This is a genomic window from Dyadobacter sp. HNCC25DJ185 (assembly GCF_056895195.1).
In genome coordinates this window covers 713,994-729,055 of record NZ_JBXHAR010000002.1, presented here as the reverse complement: position 1 = coordinate 729,055, position 15,062 = coordinate 713,994, and the positions used below count along the sequence as shown (strand labels likewise).

At 47.6% G+C, this 15,062-nt stretch carries 16 protein-coding genes; 6 read left to right on the top strand and 10 right to left on the bottom strand.

The annotated features are described in order from the left end of the window. Nucleotides 1-17 precede the first annotated feature (17 nt). From AC1XUF_RS08275 to AC1XUF_RS08260, 4 genes are all read left to right on the top strand, one after another. A complete protein-coding gene (locus AC1XUF_RS08275; protein ID WP_483341213.1) occupies nucleotides 18-1,178 on the top strand; it encodes a glycan-binding surface protein in 1,161 nt (386 codons plus the stop codon). A gap of 18 nt (nucleotides 1,179-1,196) precedes the next feature. Beyond that, complete coding sequence (locus tag AC1XUF_RS08270; RefSeq protein ID WP_483341212.1) at nucleotides 1,197-2,480, top strand: hypothetical protein; 1,284 nt, start codon at nucleotides 1,197-1,199, stop codon at nucleotides 2,478-2,480. A 61-nt stretch (nucleotides 2,481-2,541) separates the two neighbouring features. Continuing rightward, nucleotides 2,542-4,221 (top strand): hypothetical protein, encoded by a 1,680-nt coding sequence (locus AC1XUF_RS08265; RefSeq protein ID WP_483341211.1) that lies wholly within the window; start codon nucleotides 2,542-2,544, stop codon nucleotides 4,219-4,221. Then, nucleotides 4,218-4,559 carry a hypothetical protein gene (locus AC1XUF_RS08260; protein WP_483341210.1) on the top strand — a complete coding sequence of 114 codons (342 nt, stop codon included), beginning with the start codon at nucleotides 4,218-4,220 and terminating at the stop codon, nucleotides 4,557-4,559. Before AC1XUF_RS08265 ends, AC1XUF_RS08260 begins: the two co-directional genes overlap by 4 nt. Before the next feature lie 138 nt (nucleotides 4,560-4,697). Here AC1XUF_RS08260 and AC1XUF_RS08255 read toward each other — a convergent pair whose 3' ends face one another. Continuing rightward, the gene (locus AC1XUF_RS08255) at nucleotides 4,698-5,792 is read right to left on the bottom strand and encodes a hypothetical protein (protein WP_483341209.1); all 1,095 of its coding nucleotides are present in this window, start codon (nucleotides 5,790-5,792) and stop codon (nucleotides 4,698-4,700) included. A gap of 519 nt (nucleotides 5,793-6,311) precedes the next feature. Here AC1XUF_RS08255 and AC1XUF_RS08250 point away from each other — a divergent pair. After that, nucleotides 6,312-8,084 (top strand): tetratricopeptide repeat protein, encoded by a 1,773-nt coding sequence (locus AC1XUF_RS08250; protein WP_483341208.1) that lies wholly within the window; start codon nucleotides 6,312-6,314, stop codon nucleotides 8,082-8,084. Between the two features lie 88 nt (nucleotides 8,085-8,172). Next, nucleotides 8,173-8,577, top strand: coding sequence for a globin domain-containing protein (locus AC1XUF_RS08245; protein ID WP_483341207.1), 405 nt, complete (start codon nucleotides 8,173-8,175; stop codon nucleotides 8,575-8,577). Between the two features lie 95 nt (nucleotides 8,578-8,672). On the opposite strand, the gene AC1XUF_RS08240 is transcribed toward AC1XUF_RS08245, so the two are convergent. The 9 genes from AC1XUF_RS08240 to AC1XUF_RS08200 form a co-directional block, all read right to left on the bottom strand. After that, nucleotides 8,673-8,879: a hypothetical protein gene (locus AC1XUF_RS08240; RefSeq protein WP_483341206.1), complete on the bottom strand. Its 207-nt coding sequence runs from the start codon at nucleotides 8,877-8,879 to the stop codon at nucleotides 8,673-8,675. A gap of 14 nt (nucleotides 8,880-8,893) precedes the next feature. Continuing rightward, nucleotides 8,894-9,154 carry a hypothetical protein gene (locus tag AC1XUF_RS08235; protein WP_483341205.1) on the bottom strand — a complete coding sequence of 87 codons (261 nt, stop codon included), beginning with the start codon at nucleotides 9,152-9,154 and terminating at the stop codon, nucleotides 8,894-8,896. A gap of 20 nt (nucleotides 9,155-9,174) precedes the next feature. Further along, nucleotides 9,175-9,318, bottom strand: coding sequence for a hypothetical protein (locus AC1XUF_RS08230; protein WP_483341204.1), 144 nt, complete (start codon nucleotides 9,316-9,318; stop codon nucleotides 9,175-9,177). 118 nt (nucleotides 9,319-9,436) lie between these two features. Then, nucleotides 9,437-9,565 (bottom strand): hypothetical protein, encoded by a 129-nt coding sequence (locus tag AC1XUF_RS08225; RefSeq protein WP_483341203.1) that lies wholly within the window; start codon nucleotides 9,563-9,565, stop codon nucleotides 9,437-9,439. Nucleotides 9,566-9,598: 33 nt separating this feature from the next. After that, entirely contained in the window at nucleotides 9,599-10,486 is an 888-nt protein-coding gene (locus AC1XUF_RS08220; RefSeq protein ID WP_483341202.1) for a hypothetical protein, read from the bottom strand. 41 nt (nucleotides 10,487-10,527) lie between these two features. After that, nucleotides 10,528-11,421: a hypothetical protein gene (locus tag AC1XUF_RS08215; RefSeq protein ID WP_483341201.1), complete on the bottom strand. Its 894-nt coding sequence runs from the start codon at nucleotides 11,419-11,421 to the stop codon at nucleotides 10,528-10,530. Nucleotides 11,422-11,732: 311 nt separating this feature from the next. Next, nucleotides 11,733-12,848, bottom strand: coding sequence for an FAD-dependent monooxygenase (locus tag AC1XUF_RS08210; protein WP_483341200.1), 1,116 nt, complete (start codon nucleotides 12,846-12,848; stop codon nucleotides 11,733-11,735). Between the two features lie 80 nt (nucleotides 12,849-12,928). Then, nucleotides 12,929-13,786: a helix-turn-helix domain-containing protein gene (locus tag AC1XUF_RS08205; RefSeq protein ID WP_483341199.1), complete on the bottom strand. Its 858-nt coding sequence runs from the start codon at nucleotides 13,784-13,786 to the stop codon at nucleotides 12,929-12,931. A gap of 24 nt (nucleotides 13,787-13,810) precedes the next feature. After that, nucleotides 13,811-14,989, bottom strand: a complete 1,179-nt coding sequence (locus tag AC1XUF_RS08200) for an efflux RND transporter periplasmic adaptor subunit (protein ID WP_483341198.1) — start codon at nucleotides 14,987-14,989, stop codon at nucleotides 13,811-13,813. Between the last annotated feature and the right edge of the window lie 73 nt (nucleotides 14,990-15,062).

Here is a 15,062-nt window from a genome sequence, read left to right as displayed (position 1 = left end):
TCCAAATCGACATTCAAATGAAAAATAGATACAGATCGGTACTATTCTTTGCCTTGCTGGCATTGATGGCCGCATTCCAGTTCTCCTGTTCGGAAGAGGACCTTCCCAATGGCGGTGAGCCGAGGATCAAGTATATCCGTGTTACCAAGCCGACGTCTTCGGACTCCTTGCTGGTGGGCGCGTTTCAAAGTAACCTGATCGCCATTGTGGGGGAGAATTTGCAGGACGCCAGTGAAATCTGGTTCAATAACCAAAAGGCGGTTTTGACACCTACTTACATTACCAGCACATCCATCCTGGTGAGTGTTCCGGCGATGGTCCCCAAAGAGATCACCAATAAGATGAAAATCATTTTTTCCAATGGGAAAATATTGGAACATGATTTCGAAGTGCAGATCAGCGAGCCGGTAGTGGCGGGAATGAACAGCGAATTTGTGCCAACCGGAAGCGTAGCGACCATCAATGGCAACTTTTTTTACGAACCGCTGACCGTCACTTTTGCCGGGGGCGTGAAGGGTGAGCTGGTTTCGGTCACCGACCGGATCATCCAGGTGCGCGTGCCGGAAGGTGTTGTTCCCGGCCAGGTCACTGTGATCACCAATTTTGGCGAGACGAAATCCGATTTCTGGTTCAGGGATAACCGCAATATCTTTTTGAGCAGCGATCCTTTCACCGGCTGGTGGAACGCGGCTTATGTCGTAACCAAACCTGGGGCGGGGGACCCGGTGGCGATCAACGGAAACTATATCCGGGTAAAGGAAACCATCAGCGGCTGGCAATGGAAAGAGGTAGCGGGCGGCCCGCCGGATGCCATGGGAGCGATCAGCAAGAATGTACCGGACGAGGCGATCCTGAAACCGTCGGACTATAACCTGAAATTTGAGGTCAATACATTGAAACCCTACAATAACAACATGCTGAAAATCAACGTCGGACTTAGTAATGACTTTGTGAACGATGCATTTTTGTGGGCGCCACCTTACGACACCAAAGGCGAATGGAGGACGGTTATTATCCCCTTCGAGGAGATTGTGGCGAGTTATGAAAAGCTGGGCGTGAAGCCGAGCGTCAGTCCGAAAGGTTACTATACCAGGCTGTTGTTTCATGGCGGGGGTGATCTGGACGCGGATATTTCGCTGGATAACTTCCGTGTAGTGCCAAAAATTCTCAAAAAATAGCCCTAAACGGATATTCAAATGAAAACGATAATCAAACCACGGTTTTGGGCCGTGATATGTTTCGTCACGCTTCTGGGCCTGATGACGGCTTGCGACAAAAATGATGTGACAACCACAGACGAAGTTCAGCTGCTGAGCTTCGGCCCGTCGGGCGTGAAACCCGGCGACGAGATCAGTCTGATCGGGAACAACCTGGATAAGGTCACCTCGGTGGAACTGACCGGTGCCAGCGTTCCTGCTTCGGCATTTGTGAAGCAATCGTCCGAACTGATTGTATTGAAAGTACCCAATGAAACCGCTGAAGGCCTGGTAACCCTGAAAACAACCCAGGGCGACATTGTTTCCAAAACCATTCTGAGCTTTGAGGTCGCGGTGAAAATCACCAAAATACCGGCGCAGGCACGCCCGGGGGAGAACATTACCATTACCGGTGAGTATTTGAACTGGGTAAAAGCGATCACATTCGCCAAAGACACGGCAGTAACCAAATTTGTAAGTCAGTCATTGACCGAACTGGTCGTAACCGTACCATTTGGCGCGGAAACCGGCCCGATCATTTTCTCGACCGGCGGTACCGAACCATTGACGATTGAATCCGAAACCGAGTTGGCGATCGCGTTGCCTGCGGTCAAAAGCTTTGCACCGGCGGTAGCCGAGCGAGAAAAAAATCTGACGATCACCGGTACGGACCTGGATTTGACAATGGGCGTCATGTTCAAAGGAGTGGCGGCGCCCGTCACCGAATTTGTTGGTAAAACGGCCACCCAACTGGTGGTGAAAATCCCGAAGACGGCGACCAGGGGTAAGATTACACTGGTTGCTTACTCAGGACTGACCATCGAATCGGCTGATATGCTGAAATTTACGGACGACCTCCCCGACCTCGCAGCTCTGAAATATGCCATGTACGAAGATGCGCTGCTCAATTCCTGGCAGAACTGGGGATGGGGAGGCACATTCGATTTTGCGAATACCGAAAACGTCCGTGACGGCAATGCAGCGGCCAAGGTGGTTTTCGCAGGGTCATGGGGTGCTTTGAAATTTGCGAACGGTAGCGTGCCTACCGCAGCATACACAACGATCACGTTTTCTATTTTCGGCACGGCGGGTACCAAGGACAAGGTTATCAATGTGTCGGCCAACGGCGGCAAAGCATTTCCGGTGGCAGTGAAGGAGGGTGTCTGGACAGAATATAAGGTTGCCAAAGCCGACCTCGGCAGTCCGGCTACACTTACCGATCTCATGTTCCAGGAAACGGGCTGGGCAGGGACAGTTTATATCGACCACGTAGGTTTACAGTAATTTTATGGTTAAAAAACAATCTGGGAGGGCACTCGTCGGGTGCCTTATCCCGCTGTTTCTCATGATTTCCTGCAAGGACGATAACGTTCCGGCCAAAGCCGATGACCCGAAGGAGGAACAAATAGAGCCAGCAGTTGATCCCGAAATTGCCAAAACCATGGGCTTTTTCCTGGATAGCTGGGTGGAGAAATCATTTGCAATACCGGCATTTACCGAAGAAAAGGCACCGGTCTCGGCCAGCGGGACAGTTACCGTCGATGCATCGAAAGTGATCACCAAAGTCCCGGCAACGATTTACGGGCACAATGCCAATATCTGGATGTCGCCCATGGTCACCGAGCCCTTGTTCATGACCCATATCACCAATCTGAAACCCAATATCATCCGTTTCCCTGCCGGTAGCGGAAGCGACGTTTATTTCTGGAACGCTTCTCCCGGCAAGCTTCCTGCGGATGTGCCTCCGTTGCTGACAGCGGCCGATGGCACGCGGAAAGATCCTGGGTTTGGTTACGGAATGACCAACGACAACTGGCGGGCATCTCTGGATAATTATTACGATATGCGCCAGCAAAGCGGTAATAAAGGCGTTTTTACGGTCAATTACGGCTATGCCCGGTACGGGACCAGTGCTAATCCGGTGGCGGCCGCGGCGCATCTGGCAGCTGACTGGGTTCGCTACGACAAGGGCAGGACGCAATACTGGGAGATCGGCAACGAGAATTACGCGGATTGGGAATGGGGTTACCGCATTGATGTATCCAAAAACAAGGACGGTCAGCCGGAATACCTTACAGGTAAACTGTACGCGCAGCATTTTAAAGTCTTTGCGGATTCCATGCAAAAAGCGGCGACCGAAATCGGTGCAAAGATTTATATTGGCGCGGTGATGTATGAGTCAGAAACGGAAGCCTGGCAGGTGAATACCACCAAAACCTGGAACGCCACCCTGCTTCCTGAGCTGAATAACCGGGCGGATTTTTACATTTGCCACAACTATTTTACTCCATACGATCAGAATTCGACCGCCGCGGTCGTCCTGGGTTCTGCGCTTTCGCAGCCTTCCAAAATGATGAATTTTGTGACCAAAACCATTGCCGAAAACGGGGTGACGCAAAAACCAATTGCCATGACGGAATGGAATATGTGGGCCAGGGGTTCCAAACAGCAGGTTTCCAATGTCAGCGGCGCTTTCGCTGTCATTGTTTTGGGTGAATCGCTGACCAACAAATATGGGCTCGCCGCCCGCTGGGATTTGCTGAATTTCTGGGCGGAGGGCGATGATCACGGACTTTTCAGCGATGGGAATGAACCAGGCGTGGCCAAATGGACGCCAAGGCCCTCATTCTATTATTTGTATTTTCTCCAAAAAATGATGGGCGACCGGCTGGTAAACAGCGAGATGAATACCGGAAATACCAATGTAAAAGCTTATGCTTCCACCTATTCGTCCGGGCAAGCCAATGTGAACCTGATTAACCTGACGGGTTCACCCCAAACGGTGGAAGTGAAGTTGAAAAACTTCAGAACCGGCACCCGTTTTTACTGGTACAGCCTGGAAGGAAGCAATGACAACGGGGAGTTTTCAAGAAAGGTGATCATCAACAACTCGGCGCCCGGTGGCGTTGCGGGCGGTCCGGCTGATTATGCTGTTTTGAAACCTAAATCAGCTCTGACAGCTTCAGGGATCAGGTTTACGGTTCCTGCGAGGGGGATGGTTAGTGCGGTGATTGAGAAAAAATGAAGCAGTGTAATATTTTTGCCACGGCCATTGCGGCGCAAGGTCCGGTGGTTGTGACTGCCAATTTCGGGATTGCTGCGGGAAGCCTGCTCAATTACACCAAGCTGCTGTACAATAACCTGAAAGCGGATGGTATCTATGCAGGTATCGCTTCCATTGCGGCATTTGTGTCCATGGATGATCAGGCAGGTAAGGGTATGCTAGCCAATTTTCCTCCCGGTCTGCGGATGATCAGCGCGCAGGAAGTGGCGGAGCAGCATTGGAAATTGTACGCTGAACGGAAGGGCTACGAAGCGATCGTCGGCGATGAAGCAGCGATTTTAGCTCTTTTGGGTTCCTGATTCAAGAGAGCGGCTGGGAGATTGCGAAGAATGGAGATCGTACCATCTTTGCATTGACGAAACACGCTCTTAGATACGTAGGTTGCCGAAGTATCGAGCATTTTCCAACAACTCACATTTCCGATCATGCAAGATGTTTTAGTTTGTGGGAGGAAGATCTAAATATGCATGTTTTTCGAGTAAATGGCGAGCCTTATTCCAGTTATGTATAATTGCCAGTGCATAGTCATTGCCTTGCGAAAGATATGCAAATCTAAAAGATTGTTTGTTCGGAGGCGTTTCGGATATCTCCGCTAATGCTTGAATAGCATCTGAAATCCCGCGATTTACAAGGTTTTCGGATATTTCAATTTTACTTTTGTCCAAAAACTTAGGTAGGCCATATTTCACAGCATTTAATAGAAGGGCATGTCTTACACCTTCGGGAGGGTGAGATAATTTTCTAAGTTCATCGAGTTTTACTTCAATATCTCCAAATAGCAAAAAGGTTGTACTTATTGCAAAACTCCAAAAATAAATTCCCGTTGATTCTGAACTATAAAATGGTTTGTAAAAATCATCAATTTGATCTATATTTTTACTTGCACGAACAATTTCTAAGAGTTGTCTAGTTGCAGCAAAGCAGTCGGCGTCCATTTCTAGGGTTTGACGTAAAAATGGATCCTTACTGAGGTCACCAAACATTGAAGGGCTTTCATTAAGACTCATTTCACCACTTTGTTTTTCGAGTAGGCGCAAATGACCGTTACAAACATGACCATACTCATGCATTAATATGAAATTCATGGCATAGTTGTATAACTGATTAGCCAAGAATCGTCTGTAAGGGCATTTGGGCATAGGCCTTTTGCTAGGCAGGTACTCGCTTTCTTTGAGTTGAGAGTTATATAGTTTTTCTGATTCCAGTTCAATTTCAACTTGCCCATATTCAGTCAGAATTTTATTACTTGAAAGCATTCTATCAAAAACGTCCAGAAGGATGAAACTTGTCCCTGCATTTATACCAATGTAATATCTGCCATTTTTTCTTGTTACCGCAGCCCCAAGACTAGAATCGGCAATGTATCCGAAAAAAGCAGGTGGAAATCGGCGATCTTCGAAGGGCAGTTTATCAATTTCTAGTTGAAGATATTGTGAGTATTGATGGTATGAACTACCTGGTGCGATTGTTGTAAAATCTATTATCCCACCTTTTTCAATAAAAACGGAATTTCTGTCCGGATATGAGGCCACGGCATTATTTCTATTTTAGAATGATTTGCAAACATAATTAACATATTAATACGGTAGGTACCATCGTCCGCAACATCGAAATCGACCTGCTGGCAGAAGACGAAATACCCGAGCGGCTGAAACAGCATGATGGGGCACTGTTTTGAATCTAGCCGAGCCCAGGCCGTTGCTGCGTGTCTGTGATAATCGTTGCACGGAAAGCATACTCAGGTTGTCTTGTACCTGGCGGTTAAGCCAACTGCAATCAGTAAAAAAGTCGCACAGCCTGTTTCGTGATATTCCTGGCTATATTAAACTGAAAGATTTAGGCCTCACGCTCTTTACCTGCCTTATTCGGACAGATTCGATGGCCCTTTTCGCAAGTCGAGCCGTATTCCTATACCAACGGGAATACGTGAAGAAATCCATTGTGGGTTCGATTTGAAGCGCAGCTGCTGCCCAAGTCAAATGCTCCTGGAATTTAATTCTTTCTTTCAACTATCTTCGCGGAAACCTAAAATGACTGACGGATACGTCTCAATGAGAATTAAACTCTACTTCCTCCTCACTATCACCTTTCCTGTTTTTGCCCAATCACCCAGAATTGATAGCCTGGAAAACCTTCTGAACAAAACCACCGCCGATACAACGAAGGCGAACCTCCTTTTTGAGATCGCGATGGAACATTGGAGTTCGGCGCCTGAAAAGACATTGGCTAATGCAGAAAAAGTGCTTGCTTTGTCCAAAAAAATAAACTTTCCGAAAGGTGAGGCCAACGGGGAATATGCACTGGGCGTCTACTATTGGCAGAAAAACAAATATCCCGAAGCCCTGGCACATTACGCTAAGAGCGAGCAAATCGCAAGGGAAAATGAAAATAAAGTAGGTATTGCAAAAGCCATTTCCAGCACCGGCATCATTTACGGCGAGCAGGGGAATTACAGTCTCGCGCTGGAAAACTACCTGCGCGCCCTGGCGATTTTTCAGGGATTAAAGGACGAGAAACGTATGGCGGGTACTATGAACAGCATTGGAAATGTTCATAAAAACCAGAAAAATTACGAAGAAGCGCTGCATTTTTATCAGCAGGCGCAGACAATCTGGGCAAAGATCGGAGACCAGAAATCCATCGCGGGCAGCTACATCAACATTGCCACGATCCATATCAAAAAGAAAAATTATGCAGCCGCACTGGAAAGTGCGAAAAAGGGGCTGGCGCTTTTTGAGAAGTTTAAAGACGCGAATGGTCAGATCATCTGCCATAATAACCTTGGCGAGATATACTTTCAGAAAGGCGAATATGGCCCTGCTACTGTCGAGTACGAGAAAGCGCTGGAAATCAACCAGGAGTTTCAGCGCAAGCCTGCGATGGTGAGTTCTTACAATGGTTTGGGGCATGTGTATTCAAAAACCGGTCAGCATGCAAAGGCGCTGGCGAGTTACCACCAGGCCGAGGAACTTGCCAAATCCAATGGGATCAGGCCGGCATTGCAACTGGCTTATGAAGGTCTGGCGACTGTGTACGGGCAGACGGGAAATTATGCCGATGCCTTTCGTTTTCAGGAGCTTGCGACGGTTTTGAAAGACTCGATCTTCAATGAAGAAAATACCATTAAAATGACCAACCTCCGGGTACATTACGAAAATGAGCGGAAGGAAACGGAGATCAAGTTGCTGCAACAGGAAAAAGACCTGGGTTATGCTACGAGGAATACGATAGTAATCGGGTTGGCTGCTGTGCTGATCCTGGTGGCGCTTGCATTTAACAGGCAGCGTCTGAAAGTCCGGAAGGACAAAGAACTGCACGCCGTGCAAAAAGCGCTGGCAGATATCGAAATTCAAAATAGTCTGGAAAAAGAGCAGCATCTCCGTAGGGAGCTCGAATTCAGGAACAAGGCACTGACCACGCACACGCTGAACCTGATCCAGAAAAACAGTATCCTGGAAGATATCCGGCAGACGGTTTCGCTCGCCTTGAAATCGGGGCAGCGGGACGAAAACACACCGCTGTTCAGCAGGCTCATCAACCTGATCGACTACAGTTTCAACCTGGATAAGGACTGGGACGAGTTCAAAACCTATTTCGAAGGGGTACACCCGGATTTCTTCTCCAAATTAAAAAAAGCGAACCCTGAACTGAGCGCGGGTGAGCTTCGTCTCTGCGCATTGGTGAGGTTAAACCTCAATCTTAAGGAATCTGCGACCTTGCTGAGTATTTCGCCCGACAGTGTCAAAACAGCGCGCCACAGACTCCGGAAAAAGCTGAAAATGAACGAAGAAGACAACCTGCTCGATTATTTAATGGCTATTTGATGTCTGTTTACCTTTTGTATACGTGCGTTTCTTGCCGTTGCCGTTTAAAATTTTCTACTTGAACTGGAAATAAGAATTCATCAAAATCATGACAAACAGGAAGATCCTCATCGTTAAAACAACATGGAGCTATGCCATTACCCTGCCTGAAATGACAGGTGAATTGTTTTATGAAAAGCTGTTTGAGCTCGACCCATCCCTGCAGGCCATGTTCCCGCCCGATATGGCGGACCAAACCAGAAAGCTGACGGACATGATCACATTTATGGTAAGCCGTCTTCAGACGATGGAGGAAATACAGGCAGACATTGATGCCATGGCCACGCGACATGCAGGGTATGGCGTGCGTAAAGAGCATTATGAGACGGTAGGCGATGCGCTGATGTGGGTACTCGAAAACAGGCTTGAAGAGAAATGGGACGAAGAAGCCAGCGAAGCCTGGAACGAGCTATATACCATCTGGGCGGAGTCGATGATCCGGGCTGCTGCTTAGGTCGTGCCCTCAAAGAACAATAATCGCCGGCTCTTGGTGAAGTGCCGGCGATTTTGCATAGTTAGGTTTATAGCGGGTGAAATGATTGGCAGGCCTTAAAACGAGTTTCTGGCCCAGATATAACCTGCAATAAAGGCAAGAACGAAGCCTATTGGCCCGTAAACAAAAATACTGGTCATACTCGCTTCCACGCCTCTGTCGTGGCCGTTTGATGACAGTTTTCCAATGAGCCAGTAGCTCAGGGCGGCAAGGGCCACATATCCGACGATCCCTGCCAGGAGTGCGATTCCAAAGTTTTTCATAAGTTCTATTTTTTTTAATTATCTGAAAACCAGTGTATAATGAGCAGCATGATCACGACCAGAACCGTCGCGGTGATTTTTAGCCATTGATAAGATGAGAGGTTCATGGCGATGATCCCGATCAGTAACAGGAAGCCCGTAACCTTGATGACCGATTCAACGCCCGGCATCTCGTGACTCGGTGCAGTTGGCTGCAGCAGGGCCCAGATCACCGACCAGCCGTAATAAGCGATCAGGAGCCAATTGATATAGGTGATGATTTTGATGGTTGACATATATTTTCAATTCGTTGATGCTAGATACCAATGATAAACCTGGCCAAAGTGACAGTTCCTACAACCGCGAGGCTCCAGAGCAGTCCGTTGAGAAAAACGAAGATGACCGCGCTCCCGAGGGAAAAGAAGCCCATTCCTTCATTATCCAGTGGAAATGACATCATAAACTGCACTACTTTTTGCCAGGGTTTTGGCTTGCCAAAATAAACCAGGAATGGAAAGGTGGCAAGCAGGGTAACTGCATAAAGCAGGGCCAGGCCTGCCCCTGTAAGAAAAACAGTGTCACCATTGTCCCAAGGATAATTTACAAAGCAGTGTCACTAAAAACACGATCAGCCACCGGTAGTTGATTTTCCTGGGTTTGTTCATGAAGCCGTGTGTCAGTGCGTATGGATGATTGATTTTTTTCATGGCTAAGTTTGGGGTCTACCTTGTTTGATCGGTTTATAAGCTGAGGCCCAGATTGGTTACGAGGTAATCGTAAGGGATTGTCTGGGTGAGTTCGCCGCCGCTTATCTGGTACATTTGCCGGGAGATAGGGTAACCGTCGGCATTCAAGGTGTAGGTGAAATACCTTCCGCCTAATGACCCCTTTTCTGTGATCAGCTTGACCAGGTATTTGGTAGGCTTGCCAAAGATGCGCAGGTAAGTGTCAGGCAGATTAGCAACCTCGCAATTGATCGGGTGCAGATCGATCAGCACCGGGTCCCCTGTGGGCTGATTGTAGCTCAGATTGGACTCCAGTACCAGCTTGGCCGGGCCGCCATTACCTGGATTACCATAAATGGACACTTTGACAAGGTTCCAGACGGTATCGTAGCTGAGCAGCGTATAATCCTTCACGTCGGCTTTGTTTTGGCGCATCATCAATTGCCCTTTGACATTGTAATAATACCCATAAGTGCTTTCAATTGCCTGATTTGAATGAGGGTTAGTATATTCTTTGTGATGCGATTCGTAGCAATTGCCGGTATTCGGGTCCAAAAGATAGGTGATCACCTCCTGGAGCTTGTTGCTGCTGTTATATAATTTGGACACGATTGTGCTGGCACTGTAAGTGTACAACACATAAGGCGCGTTGTTTCCGCGATAACTCTGGCCATAGGATACTTTTTTGAGCCGGCCATCTTCGGAGTAAGTTAACGTGGAAGTGCCGTGTTTCACAAGCTGGTATAGTTTCGGGGCTGTAGGCAGGGCTGCCTCCCGCATGCTATGGGACGATGCGACCGAGGGATCGTCGGGACTGACAAGATTGCCCTGTTGGCAGGAAACTAATGCCAGAGAAAATGCGAATAGAACGGATGCTGCTATTTGATGAAATGAGGTGTTCATTTGATTCATTGAATGACTGAGTGATTGAATAGGGTTTGATGTTATTGGTTGACTTTGTAATCGAATCTTTTGTATTCGAAAAGCTCGGTTTCGCCCTGCTTGAATTTGCTCTCGCCTGTTACCCAGCCGTCTGCATTATACTCGTAGGTATAGGTATGCTCGTAGGGAGCGGATGAAACGAGCGGGATGTATTTTTTGGAAACGGTGGTCAGCAAATGGCTGCTGGATTTTCCGAAAACTTTCAGGAAGCGATCGGGGAGGTCTGCTGCCTCGATATACAAAGGGTAAAGGTTCTTTTTCAATTGCTGTCCCCCGGGCTGGGCATAGCCAAACCAGATTTCCTTCACTTTTTTGCCCTTTTCGTCGTAAGTAGTGGCCCTGACCATATCGCCGTTCATATAGTCGTATTTAAACCATTCCAGCAGGTTATCCTTATTAAAGCGTTTTTCCAGCTGACCTTGCGCATTATAGATATAGCGCCAGGTTTTTGGTTTCAGATCTGTCGGCTGGTTGAGGTAGCCTGGGATAGCAAAAGCCTGGTGTGTGGATTCGAAGCAAAGGCCGTTGGCCAGGTCCACCTTGTACATGGAGATTTTAGAGATCTTGTCAGGTTGTCCGTCATTATAAACGGTCGCTTTTATCTCAATTTCTGACGTGCTGCGCGTGCCTTTATATTCGTACCGGGTCAGATATGTATTCCATGGCCCCATATCGGTCTGTGCCGATGCGAGTTGGCCATTGAGGTAGGTTAAAGGATTTAAGCCATGTGCTGTCAGAATGTATTTCTCAACGGGCACGAGGCCGTTTGTTTTCATCTTGGCGTCTTCCGGAGTGGTCGCCTTGGTAGTGGGCTGGTCCGGGGCAATCGTGTCTTCCTGCTTGCAGGAGGAGAGTACGAGCATTAATACAAGTACATTTAAAAATAGATTTTTCATGGCAACAGATAAAATGAATGAGTTGAAATGGGGTGTTTGCCGGAAGGCGATACAAACGTAGGGCGGATCAAACATGCCAACTATTTTCGGGGGTATACAAAAGGTAGATGCCCTGAAATACCAGGTGTACAAAAGGTATACAAGGCCTGATTTGGGCTAATAAACAGGCTTTTCAGCGATTTGGGACACTTAAATCAGGAATCTGCGGCGGAAGGAATCCAGCAGCAGGGAAATTTGGGATATGGGTCAAAAGCAAAAAAAACGGCATGGTATCATGCCGTTTTTTTACGAAATGGGTCAATTCTTTTTGTCTATACCGAAAACCCTTCTGTGTTTCTTTTGCGGATCGCTTCTTCGGTTCTGGGGACAAGCTGTTCCAGCATGCTTACGGCTGCTGCCTGAACCTCTTCTATAAAAGGGCGGAAATTTTGGTTATAAGCCTGAAACGCCAATTCGAAATTCCCGGCGTGTTGCTGAAAAGCATCAGCCAATGCGGCCGCTCCGTCTATCGCCAGCGATCCGCCCTTTCCCGCGGCTGGCGAAGCACAGTAGCCCGCATCGCCTACCAGCGCCACTCTGCCTTTGGTCCACGACGGCATTTTGATCTGACAGAATTGATCGAAGTAGAACGTTTTTGAATCTAACACTTCCTCCAGTAACGCTGCGGTCCGCCAGCCCGCCTTTCCAAACTGCGCCAGGATAATTTTTCTTGCCTGCTCCTCGTCCCGGTAATCGTAAGGGATTTCCTCCTCCGAACGGAAAGAAAGAACAATGTCGGTTTTGTTGTGATAGGCATTCAGCATGACCAGTTTATCCGGCTCGCCATATATCTGCATTGTTTTCTCCTTGATCAGCAGCTTGTTCACGATTGTGATCGAAAAATAAGCTTTCAGAAAATGGGCATATTCAGCTTCGTGGCCAAACCAGAGTTTTCTAACCACCGAATGGATACCGTCGCAGCCTAATACCAGGTCAAAACTCGTCTGCGGACTATTTTTGAAAGTGACCTGGATATTGTCCTTACTTTCTGTTAGGGCAATGATACTGTCGTTGAAAATAAACGCAACATCATTTTTTATGGTATCAAACAACATATCGAGTAACAGGTCCCTTTCGATCTCAAAAGCATCGTCCGGAAATTCCTTTTCCGGTTGTTTCAATTCGAGGGAGCTTTCCGTCACGTCCTCCGCATTCTTAAATTCCCATAGCTCCAGGCCGAGTCGGTTTGCCTTGATCTGCTCAAAAAGCCCCATTCGCTTGACGATGTTCACAGTATCTCCAAGAATATCGACGGGCGAGCCCCCCTTTTTAAGCGCTCTTCCGATTTCAACAACGGTTACTTTGTAACCCATTCTGTTCATCCAATAGGCAGTTGAGAGCCCCGCGAAACTGGCACCCGAAACGAGTACATTTTTAACTGATTCCATTTTTTGATACGATTGATTGACTATGCAAAACAGCATCGTATCAGATGGATAAAAAACAGCAAAACGTAGTAGGTATTGGACTAATCGCGGTTTTTAGTCCGGAAAGCCAGAGCAGTCATGCCTGTGACTTTGGTAAACAGCCGTGAGAAATAGGGGTAATCGTCATAACCCAATGCGGCGGCAATTTCCTTCACCGACTGATCGGAATGATAAAGCAGGCGTTTTGCTTCTAAAATGACCCTTTGCTGAATGTGATAGGAAACGGAATAGCCTGTTGCGTTTTTAACACATTCGTTCAGGTAAGGCGCGGATATGTTTAGTTTCTGGGCATAGGCGGCCGGGCCCTTGGTTGTAACATAATTACGCTCCAATGTTTGTCTGAATGCTTTGGTAACCAGTTCGAACCGGGAAAGTTTGTCTGTTGATTTGGATTGATCCAGATACTGCGAGATCACGATTGCGACCAATGCATTGCAATGATCTTTGAGAAGCGAATGATAGAGTTTGTCGTTCTTCCGCTCGGCAAACCGGATAAATAGTGCTACTGCTTCACAGATCATGGAGAACATTTCCTTTGTTAGCAGCAGTGGTTTCGCAGGCGTGATCTCTTCCAGTAATTTGAGGTATTCGGGATTCAGGTTTTCATTGTTGATCGCCCAGCTACTGACGGTTACATTGTCAAATCCCAGGATACGGTGGACCTGATCGGGGTGGACGTAGGTGAGGGACGGCGCCTTGATTTCATGCCTATGAAAATCAATTTCGATCGTAACCGAACCTTCTTCAACCAAATGGAATGAATGGCGGTCGTGCCGTTCGGACTGCTCTTCTTCCTTGAAATCAGGCAGATCGTTGAGCTTTATTTTTTCAACGGAAATGCCTGGATGATGTTCCCCCCCGAAATAATTAACAGGAATCGATTTGGTTTTTTTACGCATGACCTGGTTTCATAACGGCTTTTTCTATTCTTCTTCCTCTTCCGAATTCTTTAATTTGGATAGCAGTGCATAGGCGCCTTTCAGCACAATTTTTGGTTCGTCGTTTCTGAAACCCTCCGGAAATTTCACCTGTGAGAACCCGTTCTCGGAAACGCCCCGGATTACTTCGGTCATATCAAAAACCAAACCCCGTTCTTTTTCCCCGGACGGTTTGCCGTTCCGGATAAAAACGTAGGATTTCCCCTCAAAATCGACGATTGCCTGATCGGGCAGGGCAGGTACCGGGTTGGCGCCTGTCTCGATGATCGCCCTGACGAAATTTTGCGGCAGCAATCCCGCATCGTCGTGAGCAAGATGGCAATGTACCCGCACGGTCCGGTCTTCATTGATTTTCTGGTTGATCAGGTAAACCTTCGCCAGATGCTCCTTTTGGGGGTTATTGCTCACTGTAAACCGCACCAGCTGCCCGAGCTTGATTTTGGGGATATCCTGTTCAAATATGGAAAGCTCCACATGCAGGTGGTCGGTATCTACGATTTCAAACATCACGTCGGTTGGGTTCACGTATTTGCCTAAGTTTACATTTACCGTGGTCACCGACCCACTGATCGGCGAAATAATGTTCGTATGGTTTACGATCGTGCCTTTTTCCAGCAGGTTCAGGTTGATGCCCGCTGTCAGTAACCGTTCCTTTAAGCCGGCAAGCCGGGCTTTTTGAGTTTTCACTTCTGATGTAGCCTGCTGGAGTGTTTTCTGAGCGTTCACATTTTCCTTACTGAGCTGAGATTGCCGGGCAAATTCCAACTGGGCGTACTCCAGCTTGCTTTCGGTTTCCAGGTAATCCTGCTGGATCTGAATAAATTCCGGATTTTCGACCGTCGCCAGGATTTCTCCTTTCTTAACCTTCATACCTTGCAAAAGTGCTGTTTTTCTCACAAAACCGCCCAAAGGCGCCGAAATGCTGACCAGGTTTTGTGGCGGTATGTCGATCACGCCATTGGCAACCACGACGTCGCTGATATTGCGGATCGTCGTTGTGCCGATCTCGATGCCGGCGGTTTCATATTGTTCCTTTGTGAGTTGCACCAGGTTACTTTCTGTTTCCGTTGGTGCCTCAGAGGCAACTTTGGGTTTTTCTTCCTCTTTTTGATTGCAGGAAAGAAGGCCTGTCGCGAGGTATAATAGGATTATTATTTTTTTCATTTCGATATTTTTAGTTCATTTTATAATTCGCAATGTTGTCCCCCGGAGTCGAAGTGCTTGAAGCAGTACGCAA